The organism is Microbacterium testaceum, from assembly GCF_006539145.1.
GTDB lineage: Bacteria > Actinomycetota > Actinomycetes > Actinomycetales > Microbacteriaceae > Microbacterium > Microbacterium testaceum.
The window spans coordinates 764,792-781,187 of sequence record NZ_BJML01000001.1 but is presented as its reverse complement, the minus strand read 5'-3'; the positions used below and the strand labels follow the sequence as shown (position 1 = coordinate 781,187).

Annotated in this window: 15 protein-coding genes; 1 reads left to right on the top strand and 14 read right to left on the bottom strand. The window is 69.0% G+C overall.

Annotated elements, in window-relative coordinates; translation table 11 throughout:
- Positions 1-23: 23 nt before the first annotated feature.
- Positions 24-596: a DUF3043 domain-containing protein gene (locus tag MTE01_RS03750; protein ID WP_103210703.1), complete on the top strand. Its 573-nt coding sequence runs from the start codon at positions 24-26 to the stop codon at positions 594-596.
- A gap of 264 nt (positions 597-860) precedes the next feature.
- On the opposite strand, the gene MTE01_RS03745 is transcribed toward MTE01_RS03750, so the two are convergent.
- From MTE01_RS03745 to murC, 14 genes are all read right to left on the bottom strand, one after another.
- Positions 861-1,886: a quinone-dependent dihydroorotate dehydrogenase gene (locus MTE01_RS03745; protein ID WP_116238320.1), complete on the bottom strand. Its 1,026-nt coding sequence runs from the start codon at positions 1,884-1,886 to the stop codon at positions 861-863.
- Between the two features lie 10 nt (positions 1,887-1,896).
- Positions 1,897-2,388 carry a transcriptional regulator NrdR gene (gene nrdR, locus MTE01_RS03740; RefSeq protein WP_103210699.1) on the bottom strand — a complete coding sequence of 164 codons (492 nt, stop codon included), beginning with the start codon at positions 2,386-2,388 and terminating at the stop codon, positions 1,897-1,899.
- 12 nt (positions 2,389-2,400) lie between these two features.
- Positions 2,401-3,702 (bottom strand): histidinol dehydrogenase, encoded by a 1,302-nt coding sequence (gene hisD / locus MTE01_RS03735; RefSeq protein WP_141375747.1) that lies wholly within the window; start codon positions 3,700-3,702, stop codon positions 2,401-2,403.
- A 63-nt stretch (positions 3,703-3,765) separates the two neighbouring features.
- The gene (locus tag MTE01_RS17290) at positions 3,766-5,037 is read right to left on the bottom strand and encodes a hypothetical protein (protein WP_246077957.1); all 1,272 of its coding nucleotides are present in this window, start codon (positions 5,035-5,037) and stop codon (positions 3,766-3,768) included.
- 95 nt (positions 5,038-5,132) lie between these two features.
- On the bottom strand, positions 5,133-8,597 hold the full coding sequence (gene dnaE / locus MTE01_RS03725; RefSeq protein WP_246077972.1) for a DNA polymerase III subunit alpha: 3,465 nt from the start codon (positions 8,595-8,597) through the stop codon (positions 5,133-5,135).
- A 190-nt stretch (positions 8,598-8,787) separates the two neighbouring features.
- Entirely contained in the window at positions 8,788-9,711 is a 924-nt protein-coding gene (locus MTE01_RS03720; RefSeq protein WP_141375743.1) for an RluA family pseudouridine synthase, read from the bottom strand.
- 1 nt (position 9,712) lies between these two features.
- Positions 9,713-10,297, bottom strand: a complete 585-nt coding sequence (gene lspA, locus MTE01_RS03715) for a signal peptidase II (RefSeq protein WP_103210690.1) — start codon at positions 10,295-10,297, stop codon at positions 9,713-9,715.
- A gap of 9 nt (positions 10,298-10,306) precedes the next feature.
- Positions 10,307-10,927, bottom strand: a complete 621-nt coding sequence (locus MTE01_RS03710; RefSeq protein WP_116238323.1) for a DivIVA domain-containing protein — start codon at positions 10,925-10,927, stop codon at positions 10,307-10,309.
- 136 nt (positions 10,928-11,063) lie between these two features.
- The gene (locus MTE01_RS03705) at positions 11,064-11,366 is read right to left on the bottom strand and encodes a YggT family protein (protein WP_094733641.1); all 303 of its coding nucleotides are present in this window, start codon (positions 11,364-11,366) and stop codon (positions 11,064-11,066) included.
- Between the two features lie 2 nt (positions 11,367-11,368).
- Positions 11,369-11,839, bottom strand: coding sequence for a cell division protein SepF (locus MTE01_RS03700; RefSeq protein ID WP_103210686.1), 471 nt, complete (start codon positions 11,837-11,839; stop codon positions 11,369-11,371).
- Between the two features lie 31 nt (positions 11,840-11,870).
- A complete protein-coding gene (locus tag MTE01_RS03695) occupies positions 11,871-12,557 on the bottom strand; it encodes a YggS family pyridoxal phosphate-dependent enzyme (protein WP_103210684.1) in 687 nt (228 codons plus the stop codon).
- Positions 12,558-12,622: 65 nt separating this feature from the next.
- Complete coding sequence (gene ftsZ / locus MTE01_RS03690; RefSeq protein WP_074694330.1) at positions 12,623-13,810, bottom strand: cell division protein FtsZ; 1,188 nt, start codon at positions 13,808-13,810, stop codon at positions 12,623-12,625.
- 151 nt (positions 13,811-13,961) lie between these two features.
- Positions 13,962-14,891 carry an FtsQ-type POTRA domain-containing protein gene (locus tag MTE01_RS03685; protein WP_141375741.1) on the bottom strand — a complete coding sequence of 310 codons (930 nt, stop codon included), beginning with the start codon at positions 14,889-14,891 and terminating at the stop codon, positions 13,962-13,964.
- Positions 14,892-14,893: 2 nt separating this feature from the next.
- The gene (murC, locus tag MTE01_RS03680; RefSeq protein WP_141375739.1) at positions 14,894-16,300 is read right to left on the bottom strand and encodes a UDP-N-acetylmuramate--L-alanine ligase; all 1,407 of its coding nucleotides are present in this window, start codon (positions 16,298-16,300) and stop codon (positions 14,894-14,896) included.
- Between the last annotated feature and the right edge of the window lie 96 nt (positions 16,301-16,396).

Below are 16,396 nucleotides of genomic sequence, written 5' to 3'. Positions count from 1 at the left end.
TCAGCGAAGCACCGAGGTTTCCCGTGGCCAAGTCCCCCGCCCCCGCCCCCAACGACACCCCCGTCGAGCCGACGGAGCTCGGTTCGGGCAAGGGGCGTGCAACCCCGTCGCGCGCCGAGCAGGAGGCCGCTCGTAAGCGTCCGCTGGTGCCCGACACCAAAGAGGCCAAGGCCCGCGCCCGCGCCGAGCTCGCCGCTCAACGCGAGAAGGCGCGCATCGGCATGGCCGCCGGCGAAGAGAAGTATCTGCCCGCCCGCGACCGCGGCCCGCAGCGTCGCTTCGCCCGCGATTTCGTCGACGCCGGCTGGCACCTCGGCGAGGGCGTCATGCCCTTCATGATCCTCGTGATCGTGGCGACGCTGATTCCCGTCTCGTTCTTCCAGTACTGGTCGTTCGTGGCGCTGTGGATCTTCATCCTCTTCGTCGTCGGCGACATGATCATCACGTCGATCCGCATCAAGCGCGCCGCGAAAGAGAAGTTCGGCGAGAGCCGCCTCGAGAAGGGCCTGGGCTGGTACGCCGCCATGCGCACCGTGCAGATGCGCTTCATGCGCCTGCCCAAGGCACAGGTCAAGCGCGGGCAGTACCCCGTCTGACCGGTTCCGACGTTATCGAGCGGCACGCCTTCGGGCGTGCCGCTTCTCTTTCACCCCGGTGGAGTGCTCACGACGCGCCGCGCGACCCGCGAGCGGGGGCTGCTCTGGACACTCGGACGGCGCCAGGCGCGCCGCAGGGCGGCAGACGTCGCGAGATCGCCGCCACCGGGCGTGGCGACGCCCCGGCGCGGGCAACCGACGCGTGCGGCACCGTGACCTGCGCGACCCACGCGTGGTCGGCTGCACGATGCGCGGCCGCCGCTTTCAGCGGCCGCGCGCGAGACCGCGGTTGATCTGCCGGGCCCACAGCGGGCCCCGGTAGAGGAAACCGGTGTACCCCTGTACGAGCGTGGCTCCCGCGGCGAGCCGCTCGCGCACATCGTCGGCTGTCTCCACTCCCCCGGCCGAGATCACGACGAACTCCTCGGGCACGACGTCGCGCACGAGGTGCAGCACCTGCAGAGCTCGCGCTTTCAGCGGCGCACCCGACAGGCCGCCGGCCCCCATCGCCTCGACCGCCTTTGCGTTGGTGGCCAGGTGCGACCGGGCGATCGTGGTGTTCGTTGCGATGATGCCCGCGAGCCCGGCATCGACGGCAAGGCGCGCAATGTCCTGCACCTCGGGGTCATCGAGATCCGGGGCGATCTTCACGAGCAGGGGCGTGTCGCCCGCGGCATCCCGAACCTCCGTCAGCAGGGGACGCAGCGTCTCGACCGCCTGCAGACCGCGAAGACCGGGCGTGTTGGGCGAGGAGACGTTGACGACGAGGTAGTCGGCGAGAGGGGCCAGTAGCAGGGCACTGCGGACGTAATCGGTCGTGGCGTCCTCGACGGCGACCACGCGACTCTTTCCGATGTTGACGCCGATCACCGGGCGCCGACGCGAGCGACGCACACGTCGCAGTCTCGCGGCGGCCGCGGCGGCTCCGTCGTTGTTGAACCCCATGCGGTTGATGACCGCCCGGTCGGCGACGAGACGGAACAGGCGGGGCTTGGGATTGCCCGGCTGTGGAAGGGCGGTGACCGTCCCGACCTCGACGTGGCCGAAGCCGAGGGCGCCGAGACCGCTGACCATCGTGACGTTCTTGTCGAAACCCGCGGCCACGCCGAACGGCGAGTCGAATTCGAGACCGAGCGCGTGGACCTTCTGCGTGCGCCCGGGTGCCGTGAGGCGGCGCACGAGGGATGCCACCGGCTCCACGCCCGCGACACGGATCACGAGAGCGCCGAGGTGATGCGCGAACTCGGGGTCGAAGCGGGTCAGGACCGTGCGGAAGAGGAGGGGATACATCCCCGCCAGATTACTGGACCGTGTCGCCTTCGCCGATCCGTCCCGCAGACCGCTCGGCGTGATCGGCGCGCAGCTGAGCGATAGCGGCGTCGAAGTCGTCGAGCGAATCGAAGGCCTGGTAGACGCTCGCGAAGCGAAGGTAGGCGACCTCGTCGAGCTCACGAAGGGGGCCGAGGATCGACAAGCCGATCTCGTTCGCCTCGATCTGCGAGGACCCGGTCTGGCGGATGTTCTCTTCCACCTGCTGGGCGAGCACCGCGAGGTCGCCATCGGTCACCGGTCGCCCCTGACAGGCTTTGCGGACGCCCGACATGACCTTCTCGCGACTGAACGGCTCCACGACGCCGGATCGCTTGATGACGTTCAAGCTCGCGGTCTCGACCGTCGAGAAGCGCCCGCCGCATTTCGGACACTGGCGCCGCCGGCGGATGCTCAGACCGTCGTCGCTCGTGCGCGAATCGATGACGCGGGAGTCCGGGTTGCGGCAGAAGGGGCAGTGCATGACGCCGCCAGACTACGCGTCGAAACGGGCGGTAACGGCCTCACCGTGCGCGGGCAGCGCCTCCGCGTCAGCGAGGGTCACGATGGCATCGCGCACACGCGCGAGCGCATCGCGGTCGTACTCGACGACCTGCTGGGGGCGCAGGAACGTCGCCGCCGACAGTCCGGAGCCGTAGCGCGCCTGTCCCCCGGTCGGCAGCACGTGGTTGCTGCCCGCCAGGTAGTCGCCGAGGCTGACCGGGGTGTAAGGGCCGACGAACACGGCACCCGCATTCACGAAATCCTCCGGACGCGGGTCGGAGAGGTGCAGCTCGAGGTGCTCGGGTGCGTAGGCGTTGCTGAACGCGGTGGCCTGCGCGAGGTCGTCTACCAGCACGACGGCCGACTGCGGACCATGGAACGCCGCCGTGACGCGCTCCGTGTGGCGCGTCGCGGCGACACGCTCGGGGAGGGCAGCGCGGACAGCCTCGGCCAGGTCGGCGGAAGCGGTGACCAGCACCGCGGAAGCCTGTTCGTCGTGCTCGGCCTGGCTGACCAGGTCAGCGGCGATGAGGGCGGGGATCGCGCTGTCGTCGGCGACGACGAGGATCTCGGTCGCTCCGGCTTCGGAGTCGGTGCCCACCCGACCCGCGACGGCGCGCTTGGCCGAGGCGACGAAATTGTTGCCGGGTCCGGTCACGACGTCGACCGGGTCGAGCCCGATTTCGCCGACGCCGTACGCGAAGGCGCCGATGGCCCCGGCGCCGCCCATGGCGTAGACCTCGGTGACGCCCAGCAACTTCGCCGCGGCGAGGATGACGGGGTGGACGCGACCGCCGAACGCCGCCTGTGGCGGGGAGGCGAGGGCGACCTCGCGCACTCCGGCCACCTGAGCGGGCACGACGTTCATGACGACGCTGGAGGGGTAGACGGCCTTGCCGCCCGGAACGTAGAGGCCCACACGGCGCACCGGTTGCCAGCGCTGCGTGACGCGGGCTCCCGCGCCGAGCTGGGTGACGACGGGGGCGGGCACCTGCGCCGCGGAAGCTGCGCGCACGCGCACGATCGCCTCGTCGAGAGCGGCACGGATGCCGGGATCGAGATCGCGCAGGGCCTCGTCGAGGTGGTCGGCGGGCACACGCAGGGCGTGATCGCTGACCCGGTCGAAACGCGCAGCCTGCTCGCGGAGTGCTTCTTCACCGCGCCGCGCGACGTCGTCGACGAGCCGAGCGGCGGTGGCGAGGGCCTCGTCGCGCGCGGCGTCGGCGCGCGGGACGACGGCGAGAAGCTCGGCCGGCGAGAGCACGCGGCCGCGGAGATCGATCGTGCGAAGCATGTATCCCAGGCTACCGGCGCCCGCGAGCCGCCTCGCGCGAGGCGGGCGGCTCGCAGGCTCCGCTCAGCCGCGCGTGACGCCCGAGACGTCGTGCAGGTACCCGATACGACCGTCGTCGTGGCGGACGACGAAGGTCTCGCCGCGGTCCTCGATCACGAGCGCCCATGCCGTGGGACCGATGTGGAAGATCGGTGAGCCGTAGTCGTCGACGATCTCGCGCTGCTCCGGAGCGAGAGCCCAGAACGCTTGCGCGTGCGGGTGGTCGTCGTGAGCGGAGCGCTGCTCCGCCGTCGGCTCGTCACCGACCGGGGCGACCCACCGCGAGTGGTCGTCGCGATCGTCGTCGTCGGCACGAAGCGGAGCGAACACGTCGGTGTCGTTCTCATCGGCGTGGGCCGGGAGAACACTTGTCGCCGGTGCGGCGTCGTGCGCGAGATCGGTCGAGCCGGTGTAGCTCCCCGGGGCGGGGACCTCTGCCCCGACCTCAGCGCCCGACGGGGTGGCCGCCGTGGGGATCGACGCCTGCGCGGCCGTCGGGGCCTTGGGGGTGCGCGGCGTACGAGGCCGCACCACCACCGGACGGATCGGACGCGCGGTGCGGTGAGCGGGAATCTCTTCTCGACCGCGGAAGTCGGCGGAGAAGGGCGGGATGAACGGCGCGAACACCGTGAGAACGACGCCTGCGAGCAGCAGCACGGCCTCGACCCAGATGACCCAGGAGCGCGTCCAGACCCCGTTCGAGTCGAAGACCGCGACAGCATCCCATACCCACGCGACCCACACCAGGGCCGCAACCGTGAACGCGACGGAGGAGAACTGGTCGATGCCGAGCGAACCGACGCGGCGGATTCCCTGGGGAGAAAGGCGCCGGAGCACGATGAGGCCGACGGCGACGGTGGGAAGGGCGATGGCGGGGATCCACCACAGGCCCGAGAGCCAGACGTTGGCACCGCCGACGAGGACGCCGGACCCCGACTCGAGGATGTTGGTGCGGAAGAACGAGACGAAGAACGCCACCACCCAGATACCGAGAAGCGAGACCTCGCGAACGGAGAACGGGCCGACGCCGTAGTTCGGGCGGTCGGCGTCTGCGTCGATGTGCGGATGACCGCCGGCGTGAGCGTTCGCGTGGGCGGCGGCAGGAAGGAACGCCCCGCGGGATGCGGCGTCGAGAGCACCGGTGTCATGACCCGCGAGGTCGGTCGCGTCGGCGCCGTCGGAGCCCTTGCGGCGGGCGCCGGTCGGCTCATAGGGCGCGCGCGGGTCGGAAGGGGCGCCGTCGAGTCGGTCGGGGTCGCGGGGTGTGAAGCCGTCGTGGGGGGTCGGATCGGTCACGGTGGTCCTTTCGGAGGGCGGCAAGCGCCCGGTCATCCTAACCAGGGGGTCTCCAGCGTTCGCTGGGGTTGCACCTCGATGCGGAGGTGCGTCGTTCAGCCGAGACAGTTCGGGCCGAGGAGGCCCTTGAGCTCGCCGAACAGGTCGGCGGTCACACGAACGGGCATCGGCACCTCGAATACCTTGGCGGTGCCGCCTTTGTGCAACTTGAGGACGACCTCGGTCGACCCGGAATGCCGACGCAGCATCTGCGCGAGCTCGCCGACGAGTGCCTCGTTGGCGCGCTGCTCGGGAACGACGAGGGTGAGTCCGCCCGCATCGTCGAGGCCCTCGAGGTCGGGAGCGAAAGCGCTCTGCGCGTGCAGATTCAGCCCGTCGTCTCGACGCGACACGCGGCCGCGGACGACGAGGATCGAGTCGCCCTGCAGGATCGGCGCGAACTCCGCGTAGGTCTTGCCCATGAACATCACGGTCACCTCGCCGTTGAAGTCCTCGACGGTGACCATGCCGTAGGGGTTGCCGCTCTGCTTCGCAACGCGGTGCTGAACGCTCGTCAACAAGCCCGCGACGGTGACCTGGTCTCCGTCTTGAACGTCTTCCGAGGCCAGGAGATCGTGGATCGATGTCGAGGCGTGCTTCGCGAGCGGCACCTCGAGACCGGCCAGAGGGTGATCGGATACGTAGAGCCCGAGCATCTCGCGCTCGAACGCGAGTTTGTCCTTCTTTGTCCACTCGGGTCGCTCGGGGACCTTCTCGACCTGCTGCGGTTCGTCCCACAGCGAGTCGAAGTCGAAGCCCACCTCGCCGTTCGCCTCGCGTCGCTTGTCGAGCACGGCCCCTTCGCACGCGTCCTCGTGGATCTCGACGAGGGCGCGACGGGTCGAGCCGAGGGAGTCGAAGGCACCGGCCTTGATGAGGGATTCCACGGTGCGCTTGTTCGCCACGTGCATGGGGACCTTCGACAGGAAGTCGTGGAACGACGTGTACTTGGCATCCTGCCGGGCCGAGACGATGCCGTCGACGACATTCGTTCCGACGTTGCGGACCGCGCCCAGGCCGAAGCGGATGTCTTCGCCGACGGCCGCGAAGAAGCGGATCGACTCGTTCACGTCGGGCGGGAGCACCTTGATGCCCATGCGACGGCATTCGTTGAGATACACCGCCATCTTGTCTTTCGAGTCTCCGACGCTCGTGAGCAGCGCGGCCATGTACTCGGCGGGGTAATGCGCCTTGAGGTAGGCGGTCCAGTACGACACGAGACCGTAAGCCGCGGTGTGCGCCTTGTTGAAGGCGTAGTCGGCGAACGACTCGAGCACCTTCCACAGGGTCTGCTGAGCGACATCGCCGTAGCCGCGCTCGGTCATGCCGCCGAAGAAGATCTCTTTCTGCTTGTCGAGCTCGCTCTTCTTCTTCTTACCCATCGCGCGACGCAGCAGATCGGCCTGACCGAGCGTGTAGCCCGCGACGCGCTGCGCCACGGCCATCACCTGCTCCTGGTACACGATGAGGCCGTACGTCGTGTCGAGGATGTCGGCCAGCGGCTCTTCGAGCTCGGGGTGGATCGGCTCGATCTCCTGCTGCTTGTTCTTGCGCAACGCGTAGTTGATGTGCGAGTTCACGCCCATCGGGCCGGGACGGTACAGGGCGAGGACGGCCGAGATGTCCTCGAAATTGTCGGGGCGCATGAGACGCAGGAGCGAACGCATCGGCCCACCGTCGAGCTGGAACACGCCGAGCGTGTCTCCGCGCGCGAGAAGCTCGTACGAGGCGGCGTCGTCGAGCTCGAGATCTTCCAGCACGAGCGGGTGGCCGCGGTTCGCCTCGATGTTGTCGAGGGCATCGTTGATGATCGTGAGGTTGCGAAGCCCCAGGAAGTCCATCTTGATCAGGCCGAGCGACTCGCACGCCGGATAGTCGAACTGCGTGACGATCTGGCCGTCCTGTTCGCGGCGCATGATCGGGATGATGTCGATGAGGGGCTCGCTCGACATGATGACACCGGCCGCGTGCACGCCCCACTGACGCTTCAGGTTCTCGAGTCCCAGGGCGGTGTCGAAGACCGTCTTCGCCTCGGCGTCCGTCTCGATGAGGGTGCGGAATTCGCTCGCCTCTTTGTAGCGGGGGTGCTCGGGGTTGAACATGCCGTCGAGCGGCATGTCTTTGCCCATCACGGCCGGAGGCATGGCCTTCGTGAGGCGGTCTCCCATGCTGAAGGGGAAGCCGAGCACGCGTCCGGCGTCTTTCAGGGCCTGCTTGGCCTTGATCGTGCCGTAGGTCACGATCTGAGCGACGCGCTCGTCGCCGTACTTCTCGGTGACGTACTGAATGACCTCGCCGCGGCGACGGTCGTCGAAGTCGACGTCGAAGTCGGGCATCGAGACGCGGTCGGGGTTGAGGAAGCGCTCGAAGATGAGGCCGTGCTGCAGAGGGTCGAGATCGGTGATCTTCATCGCGTACGCGACCATGGAACCTGCCCCCGAACCGCGGCCGGGTCCGACCCGGATGCCGTTGTTCTTCGCCCAGTTGATGAAGTCGGCGACGACGAGGAAGTAGCCGGGGAACCCCATCTGAAGGATGACGTCGGTCTCGTACTCGGCCTGCTTGCGCACGGCATCCGGGATGCCGCCTGGGTAACGGTCGTTGAGACCGTTCTCGACCTCTTTGATCATCCAGCTGCCCTCGGTTTCGCCGTCGGGCACGGGGAAGCGCGGCATGTAGTTGGCCGAGGTATCGAACTCGACGTCGCAGCGCTCGGCGATCAGCAGTGTGTTGTCGCACGCCTCGGGGTGGTCGCGGAACACCGCACGCATCTCGGCGGGCGACTTGACGTAGTAGCCGTCGCCGTCGAACTTGAAGCGCTTCGGGTCATCGAGCGTGGAGCCCGACTGCACGCACAGCAGGGCGGCGTGGCTCGTCGCGTCGTGCTGGTGCGTGTAGTGGAGGTCGTTGGTTCCCAGCAGAGGGATGCCGAGATCTTTCGACAGCCTGAGCAGGTCGCCCATCACGCGGCGCTCGATCGAGAGACCGTGATCCATGATCTCGGCGAAGTAGTTGTCTTTGCCGAAGATGTCCTGGAATTCGGCGGCGGCCGCCCGAGCGGCTTCGTATTGGCCGAGGCGCAGGCGCGTCTGCACCTCGCCGGAGGGACAGCCGGTCGTGGCGATGAGACCCTTGCTGTAGGTCTGCAGCAGTTCGCGGTCCATACGGGGCTTGAAGTAGTAGCCCTCCATGCTCGCCTTGGACGAGAGACGGAAGAGGTTGTGCATGCCCTGCGTCGTCTCGGACAGCAGGGTCATGTGCGTGTACGCCCCCGAACCCGAGACGTCGTCGCTCTGCTGCTCGGGCGTCCCCCAGCGCACACGCGTCTTGTCGGAGCGGTGCGTCCCGGGGGTGACGTAGGCCTCGATCCCGATGATCGGCTTGATGCCCGCGTCTTTCGCGGTCTTGTAGAACTCGTACGCCGCGAACGTGTTGCCGTGGTCGGTCACCGCGATGGCCGGCATGCCCTGCCTGACGGCCTCTTGGACCATCGGGCCGATGCGGGCCGCGCCGTCGAGCATCGAATACTCGCTGTGCACGTGAAGGTGAACGAAGGAGTCTGCTGCCACGGGTCGAGTCTACGTTCGGCCCCCGACATCGACCACGGAAGTTCGCAGCCGGCGCTCAGTTCGACACGCTCCCCCGGGCGCGTCGCCGGGGTCCCGGCATCCGGCGCATTGGTCTGCGCCCGGACGCATGTCGATCGTTCTGTCAGACCCCGTCGCCGAGCAGCTCGAGGGCATGCGCAAGATCGGCGGGGTACGGGGACTGGAACTCCACCCACTCCCCCGAGCCGGGGTGCGTGAAGGCGAGCCGATGCGCGTGCAGCCACTGGCGCGTGAGTCCCAGGCGGGCCGACAGCGTGGGGTCGGCACCATACAGAGGATCGCCGGCGCACGGATGGCGGTGGGCCGCCATGTGCACGCGGATCTGGTGCGTGCGCCCGGTCTCGAGATGGATCTCGAGCAGCGAGGCGCGCGGGAACGCCTCGAGCGTCTCGTAGTGCGTCACCGAGTCCTTGCCGTCCGGCGTCACCGCGAACTTCCACGAGTGATGCGGATGCCGACCGATCGGCGCGTCGATCGTGCCGGAGAGCGGATCGGGGTGCCCCTGCACGACCGCATGGTAGATCTTGTCGACCTCGCGCTCTTTGAACGCACTCTTGAGCAGCGTGTAGGCGCGCTCGGTCTTGGCGACCACCATGAGGCCGCTCGTGCCCGCGTCGAGGCGATGCACGACACCACGCCGCTCGGCCGGGCCGCTGGTGGCGATCCGGAACCCCGCCGCGGCGAGGGCCCCGAGCACGGTCGGTCCGTCCCACCCGACCGACGGGTGAGCCGCGACGCCCGCGGGCTTGTCGACGACCACGATGTCGTCGTCGTCGTGCACGATCCCGAGGTCGGGGACCTCGACCGGCACGATCTCGGGATCGCGTTTGGGCTCCCACTCGACGCTCAGCCAGGTACCGGCGCGCAAGCGGTCGGAACGACCGGCCACCCGGCCGTCGACGTTGACCCCTCCGGCGTCGGCCACTTCGGCCGCGAAGGTGCGCGAGAAGCCCAGCATCTTGGCCAGGCCCTGGTCGATGCGCGTCCCGTCGAGCCCGTCGGGGACGGGCAGGCTCCGCGACTCCATGTCAGCGAGCGCCCGGGTCGACGGGAGCCTCGACCTCGCCCTCGGCGGCATCCGCCGCTGCACGTGAGGCCTTGGTCTCGCGGGTGCCATCGAGTTTGAGCCCGAAGAGCACGAGGACCGCCACCGAGATCATCATCGTGACGATGAACATATCGGCGACGTTGTAGATCGCCGGCATCATCCAGGGCGTCGAGATGAAATCGACGACGTGTCCGACGGGGAAGCCGGGCTCTCGCACCAGGCGGTCGGTGAGGTTGCCGAGCACCCCGCCGAGGAGCAGACCCAGCGCGACCGCCCAGAGGCGGGACCGTACCCGGCGTGCACCGAGATAGACGATCACGCAGGCGACCACCGCGAGAGCGATGGTGAACACCCACGTGACGCCCTCGCCGAGAGAGAACGCCGCACCGGGGTTGCGGACGAGGTAGAACTGCAGGAAGTCACCGAGGATCGGGACCACGCGCTCCGAGGGGAGAGCGGCGATCGCGGCGTTCTTCGCAAATTGGTCGGCGGCCAGCACCAGCACCGCGAGAACCGCGATGGTGATGCCGGCCGCCGCCGAACGCAGAGGAGGTCGACTGCGCAAAGAGTCGGCCTACAGACCGATCGCCGACACCGGCGTCGAGCCCGAGGACGTCGCGGTGGTGTCGAGGTCGCGGAGCTGACCCTCGATGTACGAGCGCAGCTGCGAGCGGTAGTCGCGCTCGAAGTTGCGCAGCTCGGTGATGCGACCCTCGAGCGTCGTGCGCTCCTTCTCGAGACGGGCGCGCTCTTCGCGGCCCTTCTGCTCGGCCTCGGCGACGATGGACGCGGCCTGGGCCTGGGCCTCGCCGATCAGCTGGTCGCGCTGGGCCTTACCCTCGGCGACGTGCTCGTCGTGAAGACGCTGGGCCAACTCGATGATGCCGGCGCTCTGGGCGGCGGGCTCGACGTCGTTCGTCGGCGCGGAGGCGACGGGAGCGGCAGCAGGAGTCTCGGCGACGACCGGCTCTTCGACCTTGGGGGCTTCGACGGGGGCGCTGCCTGCGGACGGGGAGGCCTCGCCGGACTCGTAGGCCGCGAGCTTGGTCTTCAGCTCTTCGTTCTCGGCGATCGTCTTGCGCCACTCGACGACGATCTCGTCGAGGAAGTCGTCGACCTCGTCGGGGTCGAAGCCCTCCTTGAAGCGCACGTGCTGGAACTGCTTGGTGACGACGTCATCGGGGGTCAGTGCCATGGTGTTTCCTCTTTCGAGAGCTCTGATGTTGGAACTGTGGGGGGGTGTCGCACCGGGGCGTACCGCTTCGGAACAGCATAGCCGCCGCCCTCCACCGGTGTCGAAGATCACCGGTGAGAAAGCGGCGGCGAAGAGATCACACGGCCGCGAGGGACCGTGTGACGCTCAGGAGCATGAAGCAGACGAACATGACGATCGCGAAACCGAAGTCGATGGCGATCCCCCCGATGCGCAGGGGCGGAATGAAGCGACGGATCAGCTTGATAGGCGGGTCCGTCACGGTGTAAACGATCTCGGCCAACACGAGCGTGACGCCGCGCGGACGCCACTCCCGGTTGAACATCGGGATGTACTCGAGCACGAGGCGCGCGAGCAGCAGCACGATGAAGATGAACAGGATCGCACTGAGGATGGAGCCGACGAGGCTCAGAACGGCCACTGTTACTGGGACGCGAAGGGCGCAGCCTCAGGATCGGCCTGCGCGATCGCACCATCGCCGGAGACGGCGATGTTCTCGGGCGAGAGCAGGAAGACCTTGCTCGTGACCCGCTCGATGCGACCGTACAGCCCGAGCGAGAGTCCGCTCGCGAAGTCGATGAGACGGCGCGCGTCGGCGTCGCTCATCTGCGACAGGTTGATGATGACCGGGATTCCCTCGCGGAAGTTCTCGGCGATCGTCTGCGCGTCGCGGTACTGCTTGGGGTGCACCGTGAGGATCTCGCTCACGGGTCCGGCCGCGGGCTGACGCACCACGGCGGGACGGTGCAGGGGGGTCACCGGCGCGGCCTTCTCGAGGGGAGCGGCAGCTGTGGGCTGCTTGCGCGCGATGGGCTGCGGCGCGGTCTCCTCATAGGTCTCTTCCTCGTCGGCGAGGCCCAGGTACACCATCGTCTTCTTGAGGGGGTTCGACATCGCATCCTCCGTTCGCTCGTCTGGTTTGAGGCTAGTCGCGCGGGGGGCGCGGGCCCGTGATTGCGGAGCCGATCCGCAGGTGTGTCGCGCCCATTGCGATGGCTTCGGGGAAATCTCCGGTCATACCGGCCGAGATCCAGCGCGCGTCGGGGACGACGGAGCGCACCGCGTCGGCACAGCGGCGCAGTCGCTCGAAGGCTCGTGCGGGTTCCTCGTCGAGCGGGGCGACGGCCATGACCCCGCGCAGGCGCAGCGTCGAGAGCCCCGCGACGTGCGCCGCGAGCTCTTCCACGGCGCCGGGACCGACTCCCCCGCGACCGGGATCATCCGTGAGGTTCACCTGCACGAGCACGTCCAGCATCTCGCCCCCGGCGCCTGCGGCGTGCAGCGCGTCGGCGATCCGCGATCGGTCGACGGAGTGCACGGCATCCGCCCCCGCCCGCACCGCGCGCGCCTTGTTCGTCTGCGCCTGACCGATGAAGTGCCAGACGAGATCCGGGATGCCGTCGAGCTCGGCGCGCTTGGCGGTGAGCTCCTGCTGACGGTTCTCCCCCACGTGCCGCACGCCCAGGGCGTGCAGCTCGGCGACCAGAGAGGCGGGATGAAACTTCGTCACCACGATACGGGTGATCTCGCCGGGATCGCGGTTCGCGGCGACGGCGGCATCCCGAATGCGCTCGTCGACGGCGGCGAGGCGGTCGGCCAGGGCGGTGTCCATGGTGCTCCTTCGACGACGAGAGCGGGCCCGGTGGACACCGGACCCGCTCGTCGCAGCGTTCGCTCTTACTTCAGGAAGTCGGGCACGTCGAGGTCGTCGTCGGCGTAACCGCCGTCGTACGAGGTCTCGGGCACGCGCGCGGTCACCGGCGCGGGCTCGGGGCGACGCTCGGGTGCGCGCTCGGTCGCTGCCTTCTGCTCTTCGGCGGCGTCGAGGTCACGGGCGACGTCGTCGGCCGGGATGACGGGGACGACCGGCGCCGAGACGGGACGCTGGGCCCCGACCGCGTCGATACGCAGGGAGGGCTCTCCACCGTCGAAACCGGCGGCGATGACGGTGACGCGCACCTCGTCGCCGAGAGTGTCGTCGATGACCGTTCCGAAGATGATGTTCGCCTCGGGGTGAGCGGCTTCCTTGACCAACTGAGCGGCGTCGTTGATCTCGAAGATGCCGAGATTCGAGCCGCCCTGGATCGACAGCAGCACACCGTGCGCTCCCTCGATCGACGCCTCGAGCAGAGGCGATTCGACGGCGAGTTCAGCGGCCTTGATGGCGCGGTCGGCACCCCGCGAGGAGCCGATACCCATGAGGGCGGAACCGGCACCCTGCATGACCGACTTGACGTCGGCGAAGTCGAGGTTGATGAGACCCGGGGTCGTGATGAGGTCCGTGATGCCCTGCACACCGGCGAGCAGCACCTGATCGGCGGTCGCGAAGGCTTCGATCATCGAGATGCCGCGGTCGCTGATCTCGAGGAGACGGTCGTTGGGGACGACGATGAGGGTGTCGACCTCTTCCTTCAGGCGCTGCACACCGCCCTCGGCCTGGCTCTGCCGACGGCGCCCCTCGAACGAGAAGGGCTTGGTCACGACACCGATGGTCAGTGCACCGATGGACTTGGCGATCTTCGCGACGACGGGGGCGCCTCCGGTGCCCGTGCCGCCGCCCTCGCCCGCGGTCACGAAGACCATGTCGGCACCGCGCAGGGCCTCTTCGATCTCTTCGGCGTGATCCTCGGCGGCACGTCGGCCGACCTCGGGATCAGCGCCGGCGCCGAGGCCGCGGGTCAGCTCACGACCGACGTCGAGCTTGACGTCGGCGTCGCTCATCAGCAGCGCCTGGGCGTCGGTGTTGATCGCGATGAACTCCACGCCGCGAAGGCCGAGCTCGATCATGCGGTTGACGGCGTTGACGCCGCCCCCGCCCACACCGACGACCTTGATCACGGCGAGGTAGTTCTGGTTGTGGCTCATGCCGGCCTCCGTTTGTCCCCGAACCCGAAACTTTAAACCTCATGTTGAGGGTTAAAGAATTGCCCGGTATGCAATTCCTTAGCTCGAAGGTATGCGGCGGACCCGACCCCGCCCGCCCGACACGCGGCGTGTTGGATTATCGCCTCGAAGATCAGCGGACGACGCCCGCCTCGGGCGAGGTCACGTCGTACTCCTTGGCCCGATCCGGCGGGCTCTTCTGCATGAGACGGTCGAGGACGACCGCCTTCTCGGCCGAGCGGTCGGCGCTTCCCCATACGACCTTCGATCCGGAGGCGCCGAGCGTCAGCGTCACGTCGTCCGGCGTCGAGGCCGACACCGCGGTGACCTGCGAGCGCACGGCCTCCGGAAGCGAGCGCACCACGCGGCCCGCCGCGCGGAAGGCGGCCGAATCGGTCCCCCCCGTGATGTCGAGCACGGGCTGACCCGCGGGCGCGTCGGGAGTCGTCGACAGCGCGACGCCGGCGGCATCCACCACCGTGAAACCTGCTGCGGACTGCATCGCTCCGATGGGGGTGCGCTCGACGATGCGCACGACGAGGTCGTGGGGCGGACGCGCCTCGAGCGTGTACGACTCGACGAGCGGGAAGCGCACCAGCGCCGCCTTGACCGCACTGTCGTCGACCATCGCGAGCGGAACACCCAGCTGATCGCTCAGGGCGGCGGAGACGGCCGCCGGGTCGAGCTGCGCCGTACCGACCACGTCGACCTTCTCGACCGCGAACAGCGGGCTGTAGGCCGCACCCGCCGTTCCCAGCGCCATGACCAGGAAGGCCGAGACGACCCCGATCCACACCCGTCTCCGTCGCCGCTGACGCACCGTGAACCGGCGGACCTCGGCCGAGAGCGCCCGACGCCGGGCCCGCGACGCGCGCCACACGTCACGCAGCCCCGCTCCCCCGGCATCCGGATCCTTCCCGTCCGGGTCGGTGTCGGACGACGCGAAGCGCCTGGCCGCCGCGGTGTCGTCGACGGAACCCGGATGCCGCGAGGCTGCGGACCGGGAGGTCGCGGCGCGGCGCGCGGACTCCGGCGTCGACGGCAGAGGCGAGGGCCGCTTCATGCTCAGACCGCCGTGGCCTCGGTGCGGGACAGCGCCTCGAGCACCTGCGGGATGATCTGGTACACGTTGCCGCAGCCGAGGGTGATGACGTAGTCGCCGGGGCGGGCGATCTCGGCCGTGTAATCGGCCGCCGCCTGCCAATCGGGCACGTACTGCACGTGAGCGGGGTCGGCGAAGGCGCCGCTGACCAGCTCACCGGTCACCCCGGGCACTGGATCTTCGCGGGCGCCGTACACGTCGAGCATGACCGTGTGGTCGGCGTGGGTCTCGAGCACCTCGGCGAATTCGCGGTACATCTCCTGCGTGCGCGAGTAGGTGTGCGGCTGCTGGATCGCGATGATGCGTCCCTCGCCGACGACCGTGCGCGCGGCCGAGAGCGCGGCGGCGACCTCGGTGGGGTGATGCGCGTAGTCGTCGTAGACGCTCACTCCCTGTTGCACGCCGTGCAGCTCGAAACGGCGGACCGTGCCGCCGAAACCCTCGACGGCGCGCGCCGCTTCCCCGAGCGAGTGGCCGAGCACACGGAGCACGGCGACCGCACCGGCGGCGTTGACGGCGTTGTGGGCCCCAGGGACGCGCAAGCGCACCTCGACGCTCTCGCCGTCGGCGGTGAGCGTGAAAGCGACGGGACCGTCGGTCCGGATGCCGCTGAGCCGCACGTCGGCGGCCGCGTCTTCGCCGAAGGTCACGACGTTCGCGTGCGTGATGCGCTCGCGCACCGAGCGAGCGCCGGCGTCATCGGACGAGATGACCACCGCTTCACTCGCGGCATCCGCGAATCGGGCGAACGCGGCGTCGAAGGCGTCACGCGAGCCGTAATGGTCGAGGTGGTCGGGGTCGACGTTGGTGATGAGAGCGACGGAGGTGTCGTACAGCTCGAACGTGCCGTCGGACTCGTCGGCCTCGATCACGACGAGGTCGTCGCTCCCCGTGCCGCTCGAGGCTCCGAGATCGGCGATGACGCCGCCGTTGACGAACGTGGGGTCGACGTCGAGAGCGCGGAGGGCCGTGACGATCATGCCCGTCGAGGTGGTCTTGCCGTGGGCACCGGCGACCGAGACGAGACGCCGACCGCCGATGAGCCAGTGCAGCGCCTGCGACCGGTGGATGACGTGCAGTCCGCGCGCCTTGGCCGTCACGAACTCGGGGTTCTCGGGCCAGATCGCGCCGGTGTGCACGACGGTGTCGGCATCTCCCAGATAGGCCGCGTCGTGACCGACGTGGACCGTCGCACCGCGCGCGGCGAGGTCGCGCAGCGCAGCGCTGTCGGCGCGGTCGGAGCCGGAGACGCGGATCCCGCGGTCGAGGAACATGCGCGCGAGTCCCGACATGCCCGAACCACCCACGCCGATGAAATGCGCGGAGGAGATGGTCTCGGGGATGGGGAGGCTCAGGTCGGGTCTGATCATGGCGCTTGCGAGTTTACGTCGCCGATCCTGCGCGTCGGCCCCGGCGCGCTGGGGAGGCGGGGCGGTCGGGCCGGTCGTCGGCCGCCGGCCGTCAGA